Source organism: Paenibacillus sp. An7, from assembly GCF_009870785.1.
Lineage (GTDB): Bacteria > Bacillota > Bacilli > Paenibacillales > Paenibacillaceae > Paenibacillus.
The window spans coordinates 121435-137966 of the sequence record NZ_WTWX01000006.1 but is presented as its reverse complement, the minus strand read 5'-3'; the positions used below and the strand labels follow the sequence as shown (position 1 = coordinate 137966).

Genomic DNA, 16532 nt, shown 5'->3' with positions numbered 1-16532 from the left:
GATGACAGAGGCTATCATAAGTTTTATGCACCGGCACCAAAACGTTTGCGATAACCGCATTTACGGCATAATTCTTCCACTGCCTCCCGGCGGGAAAATCCATAAAATAAATCATTCGCACGTTTACTCTCCACGATCTCAGAGAATGGGGTTGCATTGATATTCCCGAGGTTAATTACCCCTTCTCCATCGAGACAACATGGAATAACAGTTCCATCTACGAGCACACCTGCCTGTGTACGAAGTCCATGACAGAAGCCTTTCCCATCATCTTCTTCCGCAGCAAGACTCGGCCACTCAAATTCATGATCTTGATTTAGATATATGTTTTTAGCGATTTTCACACCGCTACCTGGTGTTACTTTCTCTTCAATCTTAAAATCGAGTCCAAATTCCTGTTCCAATATATCTAGTGTTTCCCGGTTCCGTTGTTTTTGCAAATTCGTCATATTGTCCTCGGTTAGATTCCAAAGCCGGAACGAAACGATAATATTTTGTTTGACCGCTTCTCTTACAAAGTCAATGATACGGTAGAGATATCCTTCGCGATCCTCACTTCCCTCATGACCATCAAAACTATGAAGAGAGAAGTTCATTTGTCTCACTGCAGGTTTCCCAAGAATACGATGTCTCGCTTTTTCAATTAACGTTCCATTCGTTGTCATATTGACTTTAAAGCCTTTCGCATCAGCTGCATCAAGGAGCTGATCAAGCTTCGGATGAAGCAAAGGTTCCCCTTTTACATGCAAATAAATATGTTGGGTATGTGGTTTAATTTGATCAAGTATGTTATTAAATGTATTCAAATCCATGAACTTTGCTTGTCGCTTCGTCTGTGGACAGAAGCTGCAAGCCAAATTGCAGATACTTGTAATCTCAACATAAACTTTCTTGAATGTTTTCAAGCCCATGTACTCCAATCTGTTATCTATTATATCTTACATTATAAAGAAGCCTGCTCTATACGACCAGTAGAAGTTCCGTTTAAAGCTGTTTTACGAAGGACGCCAGCAAATAAATTAAAGACCTCCCATAAAAAAGACAGCCACAACGATGTGCGGACTGCCTCAATCTGTACTATCTTTTGTTTTTGGATAAGTGTTGCTGCATTTCTGCTACAAAACTTTCATGCTCTTTATTAAAAACAGACGTTTCCTGATTGAATTTTTGTTTCAATTTATTTGCTGCCGCAAAAGCTTTATTGCGTTCGCTCACTTTACTTTTCAGCTTGGATAATGAAATGGCTTCATCTTGTTCTTCAAGCAGGACGTACAACTCTTTATCTTTGGCCAAGCTCATATTGTACTGTTCATAAAACTCTCCAAATGTCGCCTGACGCGCTTCATAATCATTCCACAGTTGGTCTGCCTTTTGAACCATTTCCTGCTCTTTCGCATCGTTATTATAGACATCCAAAGCCGATCTCCAAGATTCACTTTTCACTTGGGCCGCATCCATAATCTGTTTAGCTGATTCCAGGTGCTCTTTGCGATCATCTACATGTTTAAGGGCATCTTCTAGCAAATCATCCAGCTTCGCATCCGCCTCTTTCCCTTGCTCCATAATCAGATCATATAACTCTAAATCTTGACCTTCTAGATTCGCAATCTGCTGTAAATGCTCCTGCATCTGATTCTCTGTGTTCACCGTATCTTCCATGGTTTTCATCGTATTAAGCGCATCCTCTTTACTGCAGGCTGCAAGGAGTACCATGCATACGATCAGCAGAGTACCCAGCTTCCCTTTTGACCACATAAAATTAAATCCTCCTGTATCTATTTATAAGCGCAGATCATTTTTGAAATTCATAACCAGATGATTGTCCGGGTTATAGACTTCAATCTTATACCCCTTCTTTTTCAGATGGTTGATAATCTCCGGAAGTGCCTCCACTGTCTGCTCTTTCTCATGGAATAAAATAACTTCCACATCCTTGTGTACATCTCGTTTTACATTGGCAATGACTTGTTTCGGGTTACCCGGCAAATCCCAATCCAGAGAGTCCACGGTCCAATCCCACAGCTTAAACTGTGCTTTCGCAATATCGCCTCGGAACTTTTCACCGATCTGCGGAGCACTGCCAAATGGGGCACGAACCAAAAACGGTTTATATCCAGTCAAATCTTGAATGATCTTTTGTTCCTGCTTCACTTCTTTTATAAAATTGGCAGAACTTCCGCTCTTGTAAAGGGTCTGATATTCATGAGTCATGGTATGCATCCCAGGATAACTGCCCTCTTCTACCATTCGCTTCACCGCATCCGGATATTTATGTATTTCTGTCCCTACCAGAAAAAAAGTTGCCTGCACTTTATTCTTTTTAAGAACATCAAGAATGTCATTCGTATATTTACTTGGACCATCATCAAAAGTGAGGTATGCAACTTTTTGAACTTTACCCTTAAACCGAACAGGCTCTTTTTTCGCCATCGGTACAACGTTAAATCCCCCTAGCATACTAGGTTGTTGGACTTCCACCGAGGATTCTGCCACTTGTGGGAATCGATCTAAAGCAAAACTTCCAATCTTCCATATGAGAAAAACTGAGAGTGCCAAAATAAACGCGGCGATCAATACTCGATCAAAACGAATTCTTCTTCTTGCTTGTCTTCCCCGAAATACGGGGCGTTTTTGTTTCCGTTGTCTTCTCAAGGTTGTCACTTCTTTCTATAATATGATAGATTCTTTTACGCCATAGTCTTCTACATTCGCTGTCGATTCCACTTGACGTAAAAGAGGAATTGTCATAATTTGTGGTTATTTCTTAGCCCCAGATATAAGATTAAAGGAATTCACTATCTGTTGAATGACAACGAGGTTACAATTCAGATAAAATAAACGTAATAACTACATACAACTTTTTTCCAAAGGAGCATACCGAATCGTGAGTCCGTATTTGTCACAAATCATCCAAAGTATGGTTAATCGGAATCTCGAAACCTATTATAACAAACATAAAGAGTCCGTACTTGTTATTGGAACCGTGTACGGAAACGAAAGACGAGTCTATGGAATAGGTGATATCCATCCCTATACTACGACAAACTACAGTGAACTTATCTATGAAATCGGGTCTATTACAAAACTATTCACGACGACATTACTAGCACATTTACATCATGACCGTTTCCTTGATATCGATGATTCGTTAGGACAATATATCCCGCTTCTCCCTCCAAACTCACCGGTTACATTTCGTCATCTGGCGACGCATACCTCGGGTCTTCCGGAAAAGCAAATCTGGAGAAAAATCCGTAACTTATTCGATTCTGAGAAAAGCCGTGACTCCTGTTCCACTTTCAATTTGTCTGAAGCTGCTTTCTACTTACGGCGCGCTACCGCTGAAAGTGTAGGAAAGACTTACCGTTACTCCAATGCCGGGATCGGTCTGCTTGGTCATATTCTTGCTACAGAGATGCAGACTTCTTATGAACACGCTGTACAAGACATGATTACCATCCCCTTAGAAATGCCAGACACTTCTATTCATCTCAAAAACGAAGGGATAACAAGACTCGTTCCTGGATACAGAGGACGCGTTGCTGCTCCACCAATAGAGCTGCATGATTTTCCCGGTACGGGTGCACTCCGTTCTACAGCTAGTGATCTGCTGACTTTTCTTTCAGCCCATATGGGTGTACATCCAAATAGGGAAATTTTTGATATTTATTCTATTACCCAAAAAAACTATTTCCAAAAAAATAACCAATTCAGAATCGGGTTAGGCTGGCATCAGAATGCACAAGAAGGAATTCTCTATCACAGCGCTGGCACTCATGGATATCAAAGTTTCATAGGTTTTCGTCCTGATCTGCCGTTTGGTGTGGTGATCTTATCAAATATTCGTAATCACAGTCATCTAAACCCGACTACCATGGGAATGGAACTTCTGCTTGCAGCAAAGCAATGGACTAAAAAAAGCTGATGCTTTAGGAACTTCCGTTTCCTAAGGCGTCAGCTTTTTCATTTCTAAAAAGTCTTAGGGTAAGAGGTACGTTAAGGTAATCTATTGCTCTTTGAGTTCATCATAGAATACAGCTTGTGCTGCTGAGAAATAAGGTCCTACAAAGAACCAAGCAAGTCCAAAGGTTACAGCTGTTAACAAAAACCATCCAATAAAGCTAAGAAGGAACAAAACATATTTCCACTTATATCCGTCCATAAGTCTTCTGCTCTCCGTGATCGCTTGGGTTGCTGAATATTCAGGATGATCCCTTAATACGTACAACGTCTGCGAATAAGAAATACTTTTAATAATTCCTGGAACGATGAGCAGCAGAGTCCATAACAGGATAAAGAAGATCATTACAATATACGTCCATATTAACTTTAAGGTTAATCTACCATCTTGGTATATTTTAAAAATATTGCGGATCTGTGCTTTTTCTTTCCTAATAAGACTGATGTAAAACCATGATACGCCGACATAAAACGGCATTAATACAATCTCATATACAAAACTAAAAAGGGACCCAGGTGCCTCATCGTTAACCCAGGACTCAAACCCTCCACTTCTTTGCATATCCATCGCTGTTGGGATAAGTACGGTAATTATGGAGATAAGGACCGTTAGTAAGATGGCTTTTCCCCAGTTTCCTTTCAGCGCATCAAGTGAGCGGCGTTTCATTTTCATAATGCCCATTATTTATTCATTCCTCCTGTCAAAACTCGATTATAGCACGGTTATTCAGCACAGGGAACCTTGCGTAAAGATTACTTTATTTGGTCTCTCAGCTCCTGAACTGTTTGCACGGCATAGAGTGCTAGTTCTGGAATATCATTTATCTGTTCTTCATTAATTTTTCGAGGAAATAATATTTCGGTTGTACTGAGCATCGGCGATAGCTTCCTTGGATCGTATACGTAACTAATCGTCTGGGTCAGCGTCTGATTCGGCCAAATTTTCTCTATCACCTGCTGAATCTGCGGACAGTTTTTATCGGGGTTTGATATTGGCATTCTGTATCTGATGGTCAGTACACATCCTGGCTCTGCGCCCTTCTGTTCCAAAATTTCAGAGGCCAGCTCTTGTAGTGAAGCTGCAAGTTCGATTTCACCCGTAATCAGATTATCGTCCGTTAATTGAAACTGGATACGAAATAATCGTGACATCACCGCAAATTCCATCCGGTCTACTCTGCCCGTTATGCATATACGCTGATCTAAATTGTCCATATCATACAGCTCATTCTCCAGTGCTACTTTTAAGTTATCAAAAACAGTAGGGTCAAACATAATAGCTCCTTTCCATATTACCTATCAAGATTCCAGCCTAAAGAAATGAAAGTGACATATACTGAACCTTCTTTTCTTTGATATACAGATGTAGATAATGCTTTTCATCCACCTGGTAGCTCCATCTACTTTTGGTCATTTTACTCGGCTCTCCGAGCCGGCTTACCACATCATACGTGCTGCTGCCAATGGATATTCCATCAGCCGTCTCTACTTCGCCTTTCGTAAAAAAGACACTTAAACCCGTAAATAAAACACCATTTTTCTCGTCTACAAGAATGGTCTTGATTTTGTCATCCAAAATCGAATAAAAATGCGTCTGCTGTATGTACTTAGGATCTCCCTTGATCTGATCATCCCATTCAGCAAAGTTCTGATTCTGCACCTTGAGTTCACTCGTCTTGTAATGAACACTTTGATTAATTACATACTCTGAGGGATCTTCCGTCTCCATGTCCGCCATCCTCATTTCACCGAGCGTAGCTAAGATTGTGCTGGGCCGGCAAAATAAATTCAGATATACTATCGTGTTATATGCAGCATAATATCTTCGTCCACCTAGCAGGTAGGTGTTACTATTCAGATCATAAGCAACCGAGTACACTACGTCTTCTGCATGAAAACGAATGTAAATAATTTCGTCATCGGATGGTTCGGGAATATCGGCTTTGGCGGTGGATAAATTAATGCTGCCAAATGCTTCGAGTATCATGCTGTTATTTTGGGGTGGGGTGCTAAACGTTTTTTCACCCTCATTTGTATGGATCAAAATGCTTGTCTTTCGGATCGAATGTATCGCAAAAGAAATCTGATCTTTAATTCTGCCTTGATCAGACGTCAGCGGCACAGCAAGATCATTAGGAAAATAGGGATTAGCTGGTTCCTTTACCTGATCCCCACTCTCCTCTGAATAAGCATACTGCTTGGTCTCATATGATTCGGAGATTATCTCTGGACTTCTGTGATCTATGGGGGTACGCTCTTTACCCTGGATATAAAACAAAATGACTGTAATCAAAGTCAATACAATCATTAGCAGACTTATGATCAATAACTCCATTCTTCGCAAACTTTTCATTGTAGAAACTCCCCTCTCGAAGGAACAGTTTCACCCTATCTTTCAAAGATGTATTTTCAATATAGCAGATGCATGCAGAGATAATTGTCGAAATTTGTTGTTTGTTGCTATCCATCTTCATAAGATAATGAAAAGAGGCCCCCCTGTAAGAATGGGAAGCCTTAAATTTCGTTATATTTTGTTTCTGCTTTATTCGAATTTTAAAATTCCAGTTGAATGTAAGAATACGAAAATCATCAGAATCGGCGCCACATAACGAAGCATGAACATCCAGACGCGGAACCATTTTGCTGTAAGGCCTGCTTCTTTTGCAGCCGTCTTCCAAAAGTATCCCGCAAATAGAGTAACAATGAGTCCGCCAATAGGAAGCAGCCAGTTCGAAGCAAAGAAATCTACATAGTCAAAGAAATTACGTTCCCCAATGTTAATCTTCATCAGACCCATGGAAAGAGCTGAAGGAATACTCACCAAGAAGATCAGCAGGGAAAGAATCCACACTGCATTGTTACGACTCCAGTTCCATTTTTCCATCGCATGCGTAACTGGTACTTGAAGCAAGGATACTAGAGAAGTCAGCGCGGCAATTGCCAGCAGAACAAAGAACAGACCTCCGAACAACCAGCCCAGCGGCATCGCTGAGAAAGCAGCCGGCAAAGCTACAAATACAAGCCCTGGTCCGGAACTCGGATCAATCCCAAAAGCAAATGTTGTCGGGAAAATAATCAGACCGGCTATGAAAGCATAGATCAAATCACCTACACCTACAGCAAGAGTGGCTGATCCTAGCGATTGATTCCGATCCACGAATGCTCCGTACGTAATCATTGTACCCATTCCCAAAGATAAAGAGAAGAAAGCGTGTCCTAGTGCAACAAGTCCGGCCTCTGGAGAAAGCTTTGAGAAATCAGGAGCCAAGAAGAAATTCACACCTTCCATCGCACCTGGCAGTGTAATCGAACGAATCATAAGAATGACAAGCAGAACAAGCATTCCAGGAATGAGTATTTTGTTAAACTTCTCAATTCCCCCAGATATCCCTTTTATAACAACCAAAGCTACGATCGCCATCGCAACAAATGCCCAGATTAAAGGCAAGTAACTTCCTGTAAACTTAACAAACTGAGCATCGAAATCTACTCCCGCCTTCATCTGCCCGCTAAAGGACAGTACTGCATAGTGAAGAGTCCAGCCAGCTACTAAGATATAGAACGTCATGATTAGGAAAGGAGCAATAACGGAGATAAAGCCTAGTTTCCCCCAGATTCTTCCTCCCCCTGCTTTTACGAAGGATGATGCTGCACTTCCCCGGCCCGCACGGCCGATTGACAGTTCAGCAAGTAGAACAGGAAGTCCTACTGCAATCAGACATGCAATAAATAATAGGAAGAAGGCTGCGCCCCCATTTTCCCCTGTGATATAAGGAAATTTCCACATATTACCAAGTCCAACTGCACTGCCGATTGCGGCTAGTATAAATCCTTTTGAAGAAGAGAACCGTTCGCTGGTTCCCGTGCCTTTTTCATTTGTCTTAATTGGTCCCATGAAGCCCTCCATCTCGGTTAAATCCGTACTAATATTTATGACTAAGTACTAAATAAATAATAATGTATTATACAAGATAGAACTTTAAACGTATATATGTAATGTTATGTTAAATAACGAATAAGTCTTTTTACCTGAATTAGAGTCATAAAAATACATCAAAACGAAAATTATTTTTCTATTTATTTCATTTTTTAAGATATATCTTATTTTTCGACTTTGTTACATCTCTTCAAAATAATAAAATAAAAAAGACCCCTCTCATACACCCATGTGCCGAGAGGAGCCTATTCCTAGATTTACTTATTGTTTCTATGCTTAGTAATCGTCTTTCCAACTTCCGTGAGTATGCTGTCTAAGGAAGCAGGATCATGCACATCATACTCATCAATGTTTAATTTGAGCACAGGACAAGCGTTGAATTCACCGATCCATTTCGCATAACGTCCATGCATCTCTTCCCAATAGGACGGATCTGTCTGAATTTCCATCTCGCGGCCGCGTTCTTTGATTCGGTTCAAGATCGATGGCAGGCTTCCTTCGAGATAGATAAGTACATCTGGATGAGGGAAATAAGGAGTCATCACCATTGCTTCAAATAAGCTTGTGTACGTCTCAAAATCCGTTACACTCATCGTGCCTTTGTCTGCATGCATTTGAGCAAAAATACCCGTATCTTCATAGATCGAACGATCTTGAACATACCCTCCTCCTGCTTCAAAAATATTTTTTTGCTCTTTAAAACGTTCCGCTAAAAAATAAATCTGAAGATGGAAGCTCCATCTCTCGAAATCATGATAAAACTTCTCCAAATAAGGGTTATGATCCACCTTCTCTAAAGAGGTTTTGAAATGAAGTCGATCCGCAAGTGCAGCGGTTAAGGTGGATTTTCCTACACCTACCGTACCCGCCACCGTAATCAAAGCATTCTGCGGGATGTTATAGTCGTTCATCGAATGTACTCCTTTATCTCAGACACAATCAGGTCAAATTGTTCAGGACTTGCGACAAAATCGATCTGATTACCGTCAATTGTAATAATTTTTGTATCCGGCTCTCGCTCAGCAAGAGACGTCATTGCTTCATCGTAATCTATAATAAGCTGTTCTAGATAAGCAGGGTCCATCTTCTGTTCAAAAGAGCGACCGCGTTTGGCAATTCGTTTAAGCAGTGTATCAAGATTCGCTCTGATATATATAATAAGATCTGGTTTCGGAAGATCATCAGTAAGGATGTGATAGATCTTGCGATACTTCTCTCTTTTGACACCCTTCAGCGTACGCTGTGCAAAAATCAAGTTTTTATAGATATGATAATCGGAAATAACTCTTTTGTGATGCTGGATATAGTTCGTCGTCGTGTCTTCCAACTGCTTATACCGATTACACAAAAAGAACATTTCGAGCTGAAAGCTCCATTCATCTATATTTTCATAGAATTTTCCGAGAAACGGATTCTCTTCTACAATTTCTTTTAATAAGGGGATATCTAGTTCCTTGGAAAGCATAGACGACAGCGTCGTTTTTCCAGCTCCTATTGGACCCTCAACCGCAATAAACATGCCTTTTGTCATGTGAATCCTCCTGTTATATTCGTAACCGATATTACCGTCATAGAGAGTTTATTGTATCACAGAATATCTATTTTCGGACCGATTAAAAAAAGGAAGAAAACATGACAATTCCCAATCCTGAAAATTGATATAAGCAGCAAAAAAACCATTCCCCATGCAGTTGCTCTGAAAAATGGTCTGAATGATTGATCGCTCTCTATTTTGGTTCTACTTGATATACCTCTGCATACAGGGTATCCCGGTAAGACTGAAACTGCTCCTCTGTAAGCAGATTTGGATAACTCATTACCATCAGAGGAAAATCGGGTTGTCCCGCTCGAAGCGGCGGCTGCACATAGGGATAGGAATTCAGATGAAAACCAAGCCGCTTATAAAATCCAATCCTTCTCTTACTCATTTCTTCATCCGGCAGTTCCACTTCAAGCACGACCGGTTTATCCATCTGGGCTATAAAGTCCATCATCAGCTGCTTACCCAGCCCGCCGCCGCGAATAGATGGTTTTACAGCGATGTGCTCCACAAAACAGAATTCATCAAATTCCCAACCGCCCAGAAAGGCGATGACCTCACCCAGGTCATTCTCTTTGGTGAGCAGTCGATAGCTTGGATTCGCAAGCAAAGCTTGCTGTCCTTCAAACGTGCGATATTCAATCAGAGGGAACGATTCCTCCATAATGCTATACACCTGTTCAAACACAGGGGACTGAATCTTGCTCATAAAGTCACTTCCTTCTTGTTGTTCCCTTCATTCTTCCTCACGTAAGTTAGCACCAGTCTACCATTTGACGTGCAGCTAATCCAGTTCTGCCGAGTACGGAAGCAAAAAAAATAACCCGTACCACGAGTATGGCCGAGTTATCTTCTACCGATCTTTCTAGTTCAAATCAACGCGCGGTGATTTTCGTCCACCGTGGGAAGAACGCGAACTTCTCATCATACCGGATACTGTGTTAAACACTTTATCACGTGCCGTTTTATTTCTCATCAAGTATGTCACTCCAGCACCAACAGCTGTTAACAACAAACCTCTTTTTTTCAACATAATCATTTCCTCCTTCGTAAGTAGTATGGTCACCTTCTTGTTTGAAAATTACCCTTCTTACAGAATTCGAAACGCAGAGAGTTGCTTGCCTGTTGTTATAATATGGAAGTAAGCTAGAGAAGATCACTTGTTTCTACCGAACTTTCAAACCTCGTAATCGTATGCATGGTATCGCCTATAAGCTGCTTCCATTGAAGCTCATAAAAAACTTCTGTATTTGAGTTGTCTTTAAAGAAATCTTCATTAGCCGAAAATGAAACTTCGTATACTGTTGTTTTTAATTTTCTTTCAAGCACGGAGATGCGTGGCTTCGACAGTGCCTGCTTTGCTTCTTGCGGCAGTCTCATCTCAATAGTGATCGGCTCATTCGACTCGTTCGAGAACTCAGCTATTCCTGTAAATTCTTTCCCCTCCTGTTCCAAATGTGTATACACAAGAGTGCTTACTTTATTTATCTGCTCCTTTTCTTCATCCCATTCAGCATGGTCAGCTTCATTCTCTTCTTCCAGCTTATAAATGATTTTATCCTGCTGCGCAGGGGGAGTTTGAACATGTGATTCAGCCGCTTCTTTGTCACATGCGGACAGGAAACACAGACACAAAATCAGTCCTGCTGCCATTAGACTTATTTGTAGGAATTGTTTTCTCATCTTGTTTTGTATCAACCTTTCGGGATGGAGTACGTTTGTCAAAGACCCAGTATAACAGAACGAGTCTCATCACTCTTCCTTTTTCCGTTCAGACGCTGTATGTTTTGCCTTCGTTTCGGTACCCAGCTCTCTGATGCTCCGGTTAAGTCTCAGTAAAGAACTATCTAGTTTATCAAGGCGTGACCCGATGGTTTGCAGCACATAGCGAAGTAGAATAACACACACCGCCATTGGGAAACCTATATTCGTAATAAGATAGACCATTTCTTCCAAGTTTAGATTTTCCATTGCTCATTCCTCCTTTACTAAGAAAGGAAATAAGAATGGCTATTTTACAACCTAAAGCAAATAAAAAAGCGGATTCTGTTGTTACCTGAACTAAGGGTTCATGATCATCATAGTAAAACACCGGACCTTCATCATTTCTTTAACAAAGGTCATATATAGTCTGCTCACACAAAAAAACCCGCCGAAATGGCGAGTTCTTTAGTTCATGTCTTTTCAATCTCATATGTCATAAAAATTAGCGATGATCGGCTGAGCCGGCTTCACTATTCTCTGTTTTCTTTGTCCCTTTACTCTTGTATGGTTTAGGAGAATTGCTAGCACGGCGTTCGCCTGCTTGCCAGCGATTCCATCCTTTTTTTCCTGTTCCTCTTCCTGTTCCGCCCTTACCTTTTGCCTTACTCATCGAATCACTCCAGCTCTATTCCTATATTATGCCTGAACTATACAGGAAAAATAGCGATAAGTACAGTAAAGACATGAAGAACTAGGATTCGGCTTCCCCTGACAAACCATGAGTTTTGTGTCCTTCTATAGCTGTTCTATTACCTTAGCGGCAGTCTCCTCCCCATTCGCAATACAGTCTGGAACACCTACGCCGTAATAAGAACAACCAGCGAGAAAAATACCTGGATAGTGTGCTGACATTTTCTCTTCCAGTGAACGAACCAACTGATGATGAGTCCGGTGATAATTCGGCATTTCCTCATGCCATACTTTTACATTATAAGAAACAGGATTTTCGGACAGACCAAGACTTTTCCGTACATCTTCTGCTGCTGCTTGCATCAGTTCTTCTTGTGACATATCTTTCATCTGTTCATAGGCTGGGTTTATGCTTTTATAAAAGAGTCTGACTAGCAGCTGACTCTTCTTCGAAGTATGTTTCCATTTACGGCTCGTCCAAGTGCAGGCGTTGCAGATGAGATCGCTGCTTCCAGAAGTAATAAATCCGGTCCCATTCGCCGGAAGCCGCTCATCTGGTACATCATACCCGAGATAGATACTGATCATCGATGAACTGCGCAGCTGTTCAAAATCGCGATTTAGTTCTTCATGCTGAAGCATCTTTGCTACTGCCTTATGGGGCGCAGCAAGAATGATCTGATCTACACTTATATCTTCTCCATCAGAAACGGAAATGGTATAGGTTCCTTCCTGCGGTCCATGAACGATTTGGGTAACGGCCGTATTCTTACAGATGGTTACATCCGTCAGTTTTTGCTCATAGGCATCTATAAGTTCAGACATTCCGCCTTCAAAAGATAAAAATTTCTTACCTTCTTTGGGACCTTTCAGCTCGCTTCGATGAGCATCCAGGCCACGGATGAGACTCCCATACTCATTTTTGTAATCCAATAAATAAGGCATCGTTGATGCAAGAGTGAGTTCATGAATTTTGCCTGAATACACCCCGGAAATCACCGGTGCAATCTGCTTTTCCACCAATTCTGTGCCAAGAAATGCCTCAAGGAAATCCCCAAGCGAGTCCTGTTTTGTAAACATCTTATTGGGCGTGTAAAGGTCTTTCAAAGCTGCAACTTTTCCTTCGGGAGATATCAGTGTGGTCTCTGCAAGAGACTCAATGCTCATCGGGATCCCAAACATCGCATCTTCCGGAATCTGCTTGAGCTCTCCATCCGTGTGGATGAAAGAAATCCCTGTCTCGTTATAGACCACTTTTTCCGTAAGCTTCAACTCTTCAATGACTTCAAAAATATGTTTTTTACGAGTGACAATGGAATCTGCCCCCGTCTCCATCGTGAAGCTGTCATCGCGAGCAGTACAGATCTTGCCGCCCAGCTGACTGCTCGATTCGAGTAAAATAACACGAGCAGCAAAGTCTCTTTTCTCCATTTCCTTTTGCAAGGTATAGGCTGCGGATAATCCGGTAATGCCGCCTCCAATTACAGCTATCGTCTTCACAAACGCTCACCTACTATATCTGAAGTATATGGTTATTTAACATCTAAATGATGGAGTAAAGTATACCATACCCTGCCTGTTCGTTCTTAGGACAAAACGTAATTGAATACAAAAAAGCATCTGCCCATCCTATCATGTTGATTGCTTGCTCAACGTAAGGATTAGACAGATGCAGATTCTCTCTATGGATAAAATGCTCCGCACGAGCATTAATTAGTCTAGCGGAACCGTCATTTTGCAGCAATGATAGCCGCACCGATAACAATGACTGCCACTCCGATCCAGCGGTTCAGGGGGACACTTTCTCCAAAGATATACCAGGCAGCCACGATTCCAATCGCATAAGCAAGGCTTTGCAGCGGATAGGCTACACTTAGCGGTAGCTTGGAGAGAACAATAAACCATAGCCCCGTAGCCAAGCCATAAAACAGGATACCAAGCAGGATCAGTGGCGAAAACAGGACCGACACGAAATTGCTTAGCTGAATGCCTCCCTGCTGTTCAAGCCCCATTTTCCAAACGATCTGGCCAGAGACGAGTAGTAATATATTGAGCAATAACAAAGCATAAGCCATATTACCGGATCTCCTCCCTGCTTGGATCATGACGAAGAACAACATTAACATCAGGGTCTAATGATGAGGGGCAAACTTGGTCATAGGATTGTTTACGTTTAAGATGCTGCTCAGAGGATGGCGAGAAGTCAGGTATGGCTATCCCTTGTTCCTCATCTTCCGCTGTAGTTAATCCCTGTACCTCTGCTGCTTTTTCGACCTGTCTTTCGAGCTTTTGAATACGTTCCTCCGTAAGCCCCAGCGTTTGCGTCAGTATGACGACCCGGTTGGTAAGAGAAGATACGGTGATCGTCAGATGCAGCAGAATGAATAGTATAGCAACAACACTCAGCAAATAAAGCAGCGACGGAGCATAGAAAATGCCAATGCGTACCGCCAGCCCATCCAAAATGGACGGAAATAAAGATAAAATCATCATGATCGCACTCATCAAAAGCCAAAGCAGAGCATACTGCTCCTTTAATTTTCGCTTGCGAATTAAATATAGAATCGTAGTGGCAAACGCTAAGCTGATACAAAAGCTGACGAAGTAAACATTAAGATTCATAGCCATGTTCCCACGCTCTCTTTTTCATGGTTTTCATGAGTAAGACAGATAGGATCACCTTGGACATATAGTACACGGATTTCATCGCCGAGATACTAGATACCCCGCCTTGACGTTCCTTCATAATGACAGGAATCTCAGTAAAGGTGAGTTTCCGGTTATACAAGAGCATCAGTGCTTCAACTTCTGGGTAGTCAGTCGGATACTCGCGAGCGAACAGAGAAATCGCGCGTTTCCCGCAGAAGCGGTACCCTGAAGTTGGGTCGGTTACGGACTGACCGGTAAGCCGGGTCAATAGGGCAGACAGTAGACCGATACCCATTTTGCGCGCAAAGGTCGACTGAAACCCTTCCTTTGTAATAAAGCGAGAACCAATGACCATGTCCGCTCCCGTCTCAAGGATTGCATCCAGAAGCTGATTCAGATCACTCGGATTATGCTGCCCATCCCCGTCAATCTGCACCGCATAATCGTAATGATGTTCAGCCGCATAGCGGTAACCCGTTTGCACCGCTCCGCCGATACCCAGATTGCAGGTCTAATCGATAACACTCGCACCTGCAGCTCTCGCGATCCGACTGGTGTCGTCACTTGATCCGTCATTGATGACCAGCACGTCCACATAAGGGATATCCTGACGAATCTGGTGGATCACTTGCCCAATACCTTCCGCCTCGTTATAAGCAGGAACAATGACAAGCACTTTGAGCGAAGAATTAGGAATGGTTGGTTGATTCGTCATAGATAACAGCTCCTTTCTGTGAATGTGAGGGTCTTACGTATTTATTCCAAAACCAGCGGATGATCGCGACGCCGACCACCGTATCCAGCATAATAATCAGTGGCATGGAAGTGTAGTTATATCGGTATTCCGGTACAAATGCTAAGCGTGTCACCGTCATAACCACAACGATCAGCGTAAGCAGCGTGAGCGGCTTTCTCCATTTCCGAACAGCAGCAATCAAAGCGACCGGACAAAAATAGACAAGTGCCAAATGAAGCATACTGCCGAGCGGACTTGGAAGTACACTGTAGATCGGGGTATGACCGCTGCCAAAATACATATTGGAGTAGATATATTTTAGCTTACCAACGGTATACCATTTTACAAAGGTCCAGGTGTGTTCAGTAAAACCGATCTTCAGCCGCTCTTTTGCTACCTCCATTTGAGTCTTACCGTGACGGTCAACCAGTCCATCATCATAATTTTTATCTGGATAAGTACCTGCTGCGAATGGATTGACCTGTGTAGAAGCAATGACGACCTCGTTCAGTGTTACCATGTTGCGGATCACCCAAGGTGAGAGAACAACCCCGGTACCAATGCAGGTGAACAGCAGTAATTTCAATGTGAGCTTAAAGTTCTTTTTCCAAAAGTAATAAAACACGTAAACCGCTGGGATTAGAATTAAAAATTCCGGACGCGTCAGCACAAGCAAGCCCATTGCCGCACCGCTAAGCAGAGCGAGGGTTCGTGTTTTCTTCTCAAACGCCTGAAGCTGTAGACGGATATAAAGCATTAAGAAAAAGCATGCCAGCACCTCTGTGAGCACTGCGCCGTTACTCCAAATGAACGGAGGATATACTGCGCTTATGAGCAGCACAATGATTGAAACCGTTTGGCCTGCCAGTTTTCGGGCAATGGAATAAATCAGCCCCAGGGTAACAAGGCTGATACCAACTTGGATATATCGAATGTACGGAAAGGGATCATTATGCTGATAATCGACCATCTTATAAACCGCCGCCATAAAAAGCGGATAACCCGGCGTAACCTGGGCGTTTGGCTCCGTATCCTTATAAGCATAAATTCCATCTTCCAGCAACTGCCGAACCATAATGTCGTAATTCACCGTATCATGCGATACTTTATGATTGACCGAGACGAGAAAGTCGAGTCTTACAAAAGCAGCCAGTGCGAAGATCAGTACGATCATCGTTATCAGCAGTGTTTTTTTATGGGTAAGCATCTTAGACGCCATCGTGTCCATTCGTAAGTCTTGCTCCTTCCTGAAGTAAATATGTCAGAGGCAATGGCGTTCGCCATGGCTTGTTTTCCTCTTGTTAAAGTCAAGACTA

Annotated in this window: 19 protein-coding genes and 1 pseudogene; 1 reads left to right on the top strand and 19 read right to left on the bottom strand. The window is 42.2% G+C overall.

Annotated features, from left to right (window positions below):
• Positions 1 to 23 precede the first annotated feature (23 nt).
• The 3 genes from GQY27_RS10265 to GQY27_RS10255 all read right to left on the bottom strand — a co-directional run bounded on the left by GQY27_RS10265 (position 24) and on the right by GQY27_RS10255 (position 2652).
• The gene (locus GQY27_RS10265) at positions 24 to 905 is read right to left on the bottom strand and encodes a radical SAM/SPASM domain-containing protein (protein WP_160033931.1); all 882 of its coding nucleotides are present in this window, start codon (positions 903 to 905) and stop codon (positions 24 to 26) included.
• Between the two features lie 172 nt (positions 906 to 1077).
• Positions 1078 to 1755, bottom strand: coding sequence for a YkyA family protein (locus GQY27_RS10260; RefSeq protein ID WP_160033929.1), 678 nt, complete (start codon positions 1753 to 1755; stop codon positions 1078 to 1080).
• Positions 1756 to 1779: 24 nt separating this feature from the next.
• Positions 1780 to 2652 (bottom strand): polysaccharide deacetylase family protein, encoded by an 873-nt coding sequence (locus GQY27_RS10255; RefSeq protein WP_236570550.1) that lies wholly within the window; start codon positions 2650 to 2652, stop codon positions 1780 to 1782.
• A gap of 232 nt (positions 2653 to 2884) precedes the next feature.
• On the opposite strand from GQY27_RS10255, the gene GQY27_RS10250 reads away from it, so the two are divergent.
• A complete protein-coding gene (locus GQY27_RS10250; RefSeq protein WP_160033927.1) occupies positions 2885 to 3925 on the top strand; it encodes a serine hydrolase domain-containing protein in 1041 nt (346 codons plus the stop codon).
• A gap of 81 nt (positions 3926 to 4006) precedes the next feature.
• Here the strand turns inward: GQY27_RS10250 and GQY27_RS10245 are convergent, their stop codons facing one another.
• The 16 genes and pseudogenes from GQY27_RS10245 to GQY27_RS10170 form a co-directional block, all read right to left on the bottom strand.
• Complete coding sequence (locus GQY27_RS10245) at positions 4007 to 4642, bottom strand: DUF975 family protein (RefSeq protein ID WP_160033925.1); 636 nt, start codon at positions 4640 to 4642, stop codon at positions 4007 to 4009.
• Positions 4643 to 4713: 71 nt separating this feature from the next.
• Positions 4714 to 5235, bottom strand: coding sequence for a hypothetical protein (locus tag GQY27_RS10240; RefSeq protein ID WP_160033923.1), 522 nt, complete (start codon positions 5233 to 5235; stop codon positions 4714 to 4716).
• Between the two features lie 37 nt (positions 5236 to 5272).
• On the bottom strand, positions 5273 to 6313 hold the full coding sequence (locus GQY27_RS10235; protein ID WP_160033921.1) for a hypothetical protein: 1041 nt from the start codon (positions 6311 to 6313) through the stop codon (positions 5273 to 5275).
• Positions 6314 to 6502: 189 nt separating this feature from the next.
• The gene (locus GQY27_RS10230) at positions 6503 to 7855 is read right to left on the bottom strand and encodes a sodium-dependent transporter (RefSeq protein WP_160033919.1); all 1353 of its coding nucleotides are present in this window, start codon (positions 7853 to 7855) and stop codon (positions 6503 to 6505) included.
• 299 nt (positions 7856 to 8154) lie between these two features.
• Complete coding sequence (locus GQY27_RS10225; protein WP_160033917.1) at positions 8155 to 8808, bottom strand: deoxynucleoside kinase; 654 nt, start codon at positions 8806 to 8808, stop codon at positions 8155 to 8157.
• Positions 8805 to 9428, bottom strand: coding sequence for a deoxynucleoside kinase (locus tag GQY27_RS10220; RefSeq protein ID WP_160033915.1), 624 nt, complete (start codon positions 9426 to 9428; stop codon positions 8805 to 8807). Before GQY27_RS10220 ends, GQY27_RS10225 begins: the two co-directional genes overlap by 4 nt.
• Positions 9429 to 9624: 196 nt before the next feature.
• Positions 9625 to 10146, bottom strand: a complete 522-nt coding sequence (locus GQY27_RS10215; protein WP_160033913.1) for a GNAT family N-acetyltransferase — start codon at positions 10144 to 10146, stop codon at positions 9625 to 9627.
• A gap of 156 nt (positions 10147 to 10302) precedes the next feature.
• Positions 10303 to 10470, bottom strand: a complete 168-nt coding sequence (locus GQY27_RS10210; protein WP_160033911.1) for a hypothetical protein — start codon at positions 10468 to 10470, stop codon at positions 10303 to 10305.
• Between the two features lie 113 nt (positions 10471 to 10583).
• Complete coding sequence (locus tag GQY27_RS10205) at positions 10584 to 11120, bottom strand: hypothetical protein (protein WP_160033909.1); 537 nt, start codon at positions 11118 to 11120, stop codon at positions 10584 to 10586.
• Positions 11121 to 11189: 69 nt separating this feature from the next.
• Entirely contained in the window at positions 11190 to 11408 is a 219-nt protein-coding gene (locus GQY27_RS10200; RefSeq protein WP_160033907.1) for a hypothetical protein, read from the bottom strand.
• A gap of 235 nt (positions 11409 to 11643) precedes the next feature.
• Positions 11644 to 11811 carry a DUF3934 family protein gene (locus tag GQY27_RS10195; protein WP_160033905.1) on the bottom strand — a complete coding sequence of 56 codons (168 nt, stop codon included), beginning with the start codon at positions 11809 to 11811 and terminating at the stop codon, positions 11644 to 11646.
• 125 nt (positions 11812 to 11936) lie between these two features.
• Entirely contained in the window at positions 11937 to 13331 is a 1395-nt protein-coding gene (gene hemG / locus GQY27_RS10190) for a protoporphyrinogen oxidase (protein ID WP_160033903.1), read from the bottom strand.
• Between the two features lie 230 nt (positions 13332 to 13561).
• Positions 13562 to 13906, bottom strand: coding sequence for an EamA family transporter (locus GQY27_RS10185; RefSeq protein WP_160033901.1), 345 nt, complete (start codon positions 13904 to 13906; stop codon positions 13562 to 13564).
• 1 nt (position 13907) lies between these two features.
• Positions 13908 to 14459 (bottom strand): DUF2304 domain-containing protein, encoded by a 552-nt coding sequence (locus GQY27_RS10180; protein ID WP_236570549.1) that lies wholly within the window; start codon positions 14457 to 14459, stop codon positions 13908 to 13910.
• Positions 14443 to 15195, bottom strand: a pseudogene (locus GQY27_RS10175) (glycosyltransferase family 2 protein). Before GQY27_RS10175 ends, GQY27_RS10180 begins: the two are co-directional and overlap by 17 nt.
• Positions 15170 to 16444, bottom strand: coding sequence for an ArnT family glycosyltransferase (locus GQY27_RS10170; RefSeq protein ID WP_236570548.1), 1275 nt, complete (start codon positions 16442 to 16444; stop codon positions 15170 to 15172). The pseudogene GQY27_RS10175 and the gene GQY27_RS10170 overlap by 26 nt, the downstream one beginning before the upstream one ends.
• Between the last annotated feature and the right edge of the window lie 88 nt (positions 16445 to 16532).

What these genes read in the sequence shown, in the direction of transcription:
- GQY27_RS10225 (WP_160033917.1), bottom strand. Translation starts at nt 8,808, where the DNA reads ATGAACGACTATAACATCCCGCAGAATGCTTTGATTACGGTGGCGGGT.
- GQY27_RS10200 (WP_160033907.1), bottom strand. Translation starts at nt 11,408, where the DNA reads ATGGAAAATCTAAACTTGGAAGAAATGGTCTATCTTATTACGAATATA.
- GQY27_RS10170 (WP_236570548.1), bottom strand. Translation starts at nt 16,444, where the DNA reads ATGGACACGATGGCGTCTAAGATGCTTACCCATAAAAAAACACTGCTG.
- GQY27_RS10210 (WP_160033911.1), bottom strand. Translation starts at nt 10,470, where the DNA reads ATGTTGAAAAAAAGAGGTTTGTTGTTAACAGCTGTTGGTGCTGGAGTG.
- GQY27_RS10260 (WP_160033929.1), bottom strand. Translation starts at nt 1,755, where the DNA reads ATGTGGTCAAAAGGGAAGCTGGGTACTCTGCTGATCGTATGCATGGTA.
- GQY27_RS10230 (WP_160033919.1), bottom strand. Translation starts at nt 7,855, where the DNA reads ATGGGACCAATTAAGACAAATGAAAAAGGCACGGGAACCAGCGAACGG.
- GQY27_RS10185 (WP_160033901.1), bottom strand. Translation starts at nt 13,906, where the DNA reads ATGGCTTATGCTTTGTTATTGCTCAATATATTACTACTCGTCTCTGGC.
- GQY27_RS10245 (WP_160033925.1), bottom strand. Translation starts at nt 4,642, where the DNA reads ATGGGCATTATGAAAATGAAACGCCGCTCACTTGATGCGCTGAAAGGA.
- GQY27_RS10220 (WP_160033915.1), bottom strand. Translation starts at nt 9,428, where the DNA reads ATGACAAAAGGCATGTTTATTGCGGTTGAGGGTCCAATAGGAGCTGGA.
- GQY27_RS10180 (WP_236570549.1), bottom strand. Translation starts at nt 14,459, where the DNA reads ATGGCTATGAATCTTAATGTTTACTTCGTCAGCTTTTGTATCAGCTTA.
- GQY27_RS10195 (WP_160033905.1), bottom strand. Translation starts at nt 11,811, where the DNA reads ATGAGTAAGGCAAAAGGTAAGGGCGGAACAGGAAGAGGAACAGGAAAA.
- GQY27_RS10215 (WP_160033913.1), bottom strand. Translation starts at nt 10,146, where the DNA reads ATGAGCAAGATTCAGTCCCCTGTGTTTGAACAGGTGTATAGCATTATG.
- GQY27_RS10240 (WP_160033923.1), bottom strand. Translation starts at nt 5,235, where the DNA reads ATGTTTGACCCTACTGTTTTTGATAACTTAAAAGTAGCACTGGAGAAT.
- GQY27_RS10235 (WP_160033921.1), bottom strand. Translation starts at nt 6,313, where the DNA reads ATGAAAAGTTTGCGAAGAATGGAGTTATTGATCATAAGTCTGCTAATG.
- GQY27_RS10205 (WP_160033909.1), bottom strand. Translation starts at nt 11,120, where the DNA reads ATGAGAAAACAATTCCTACAAATAAGTCTAATGGCAGCAGGACTGATT.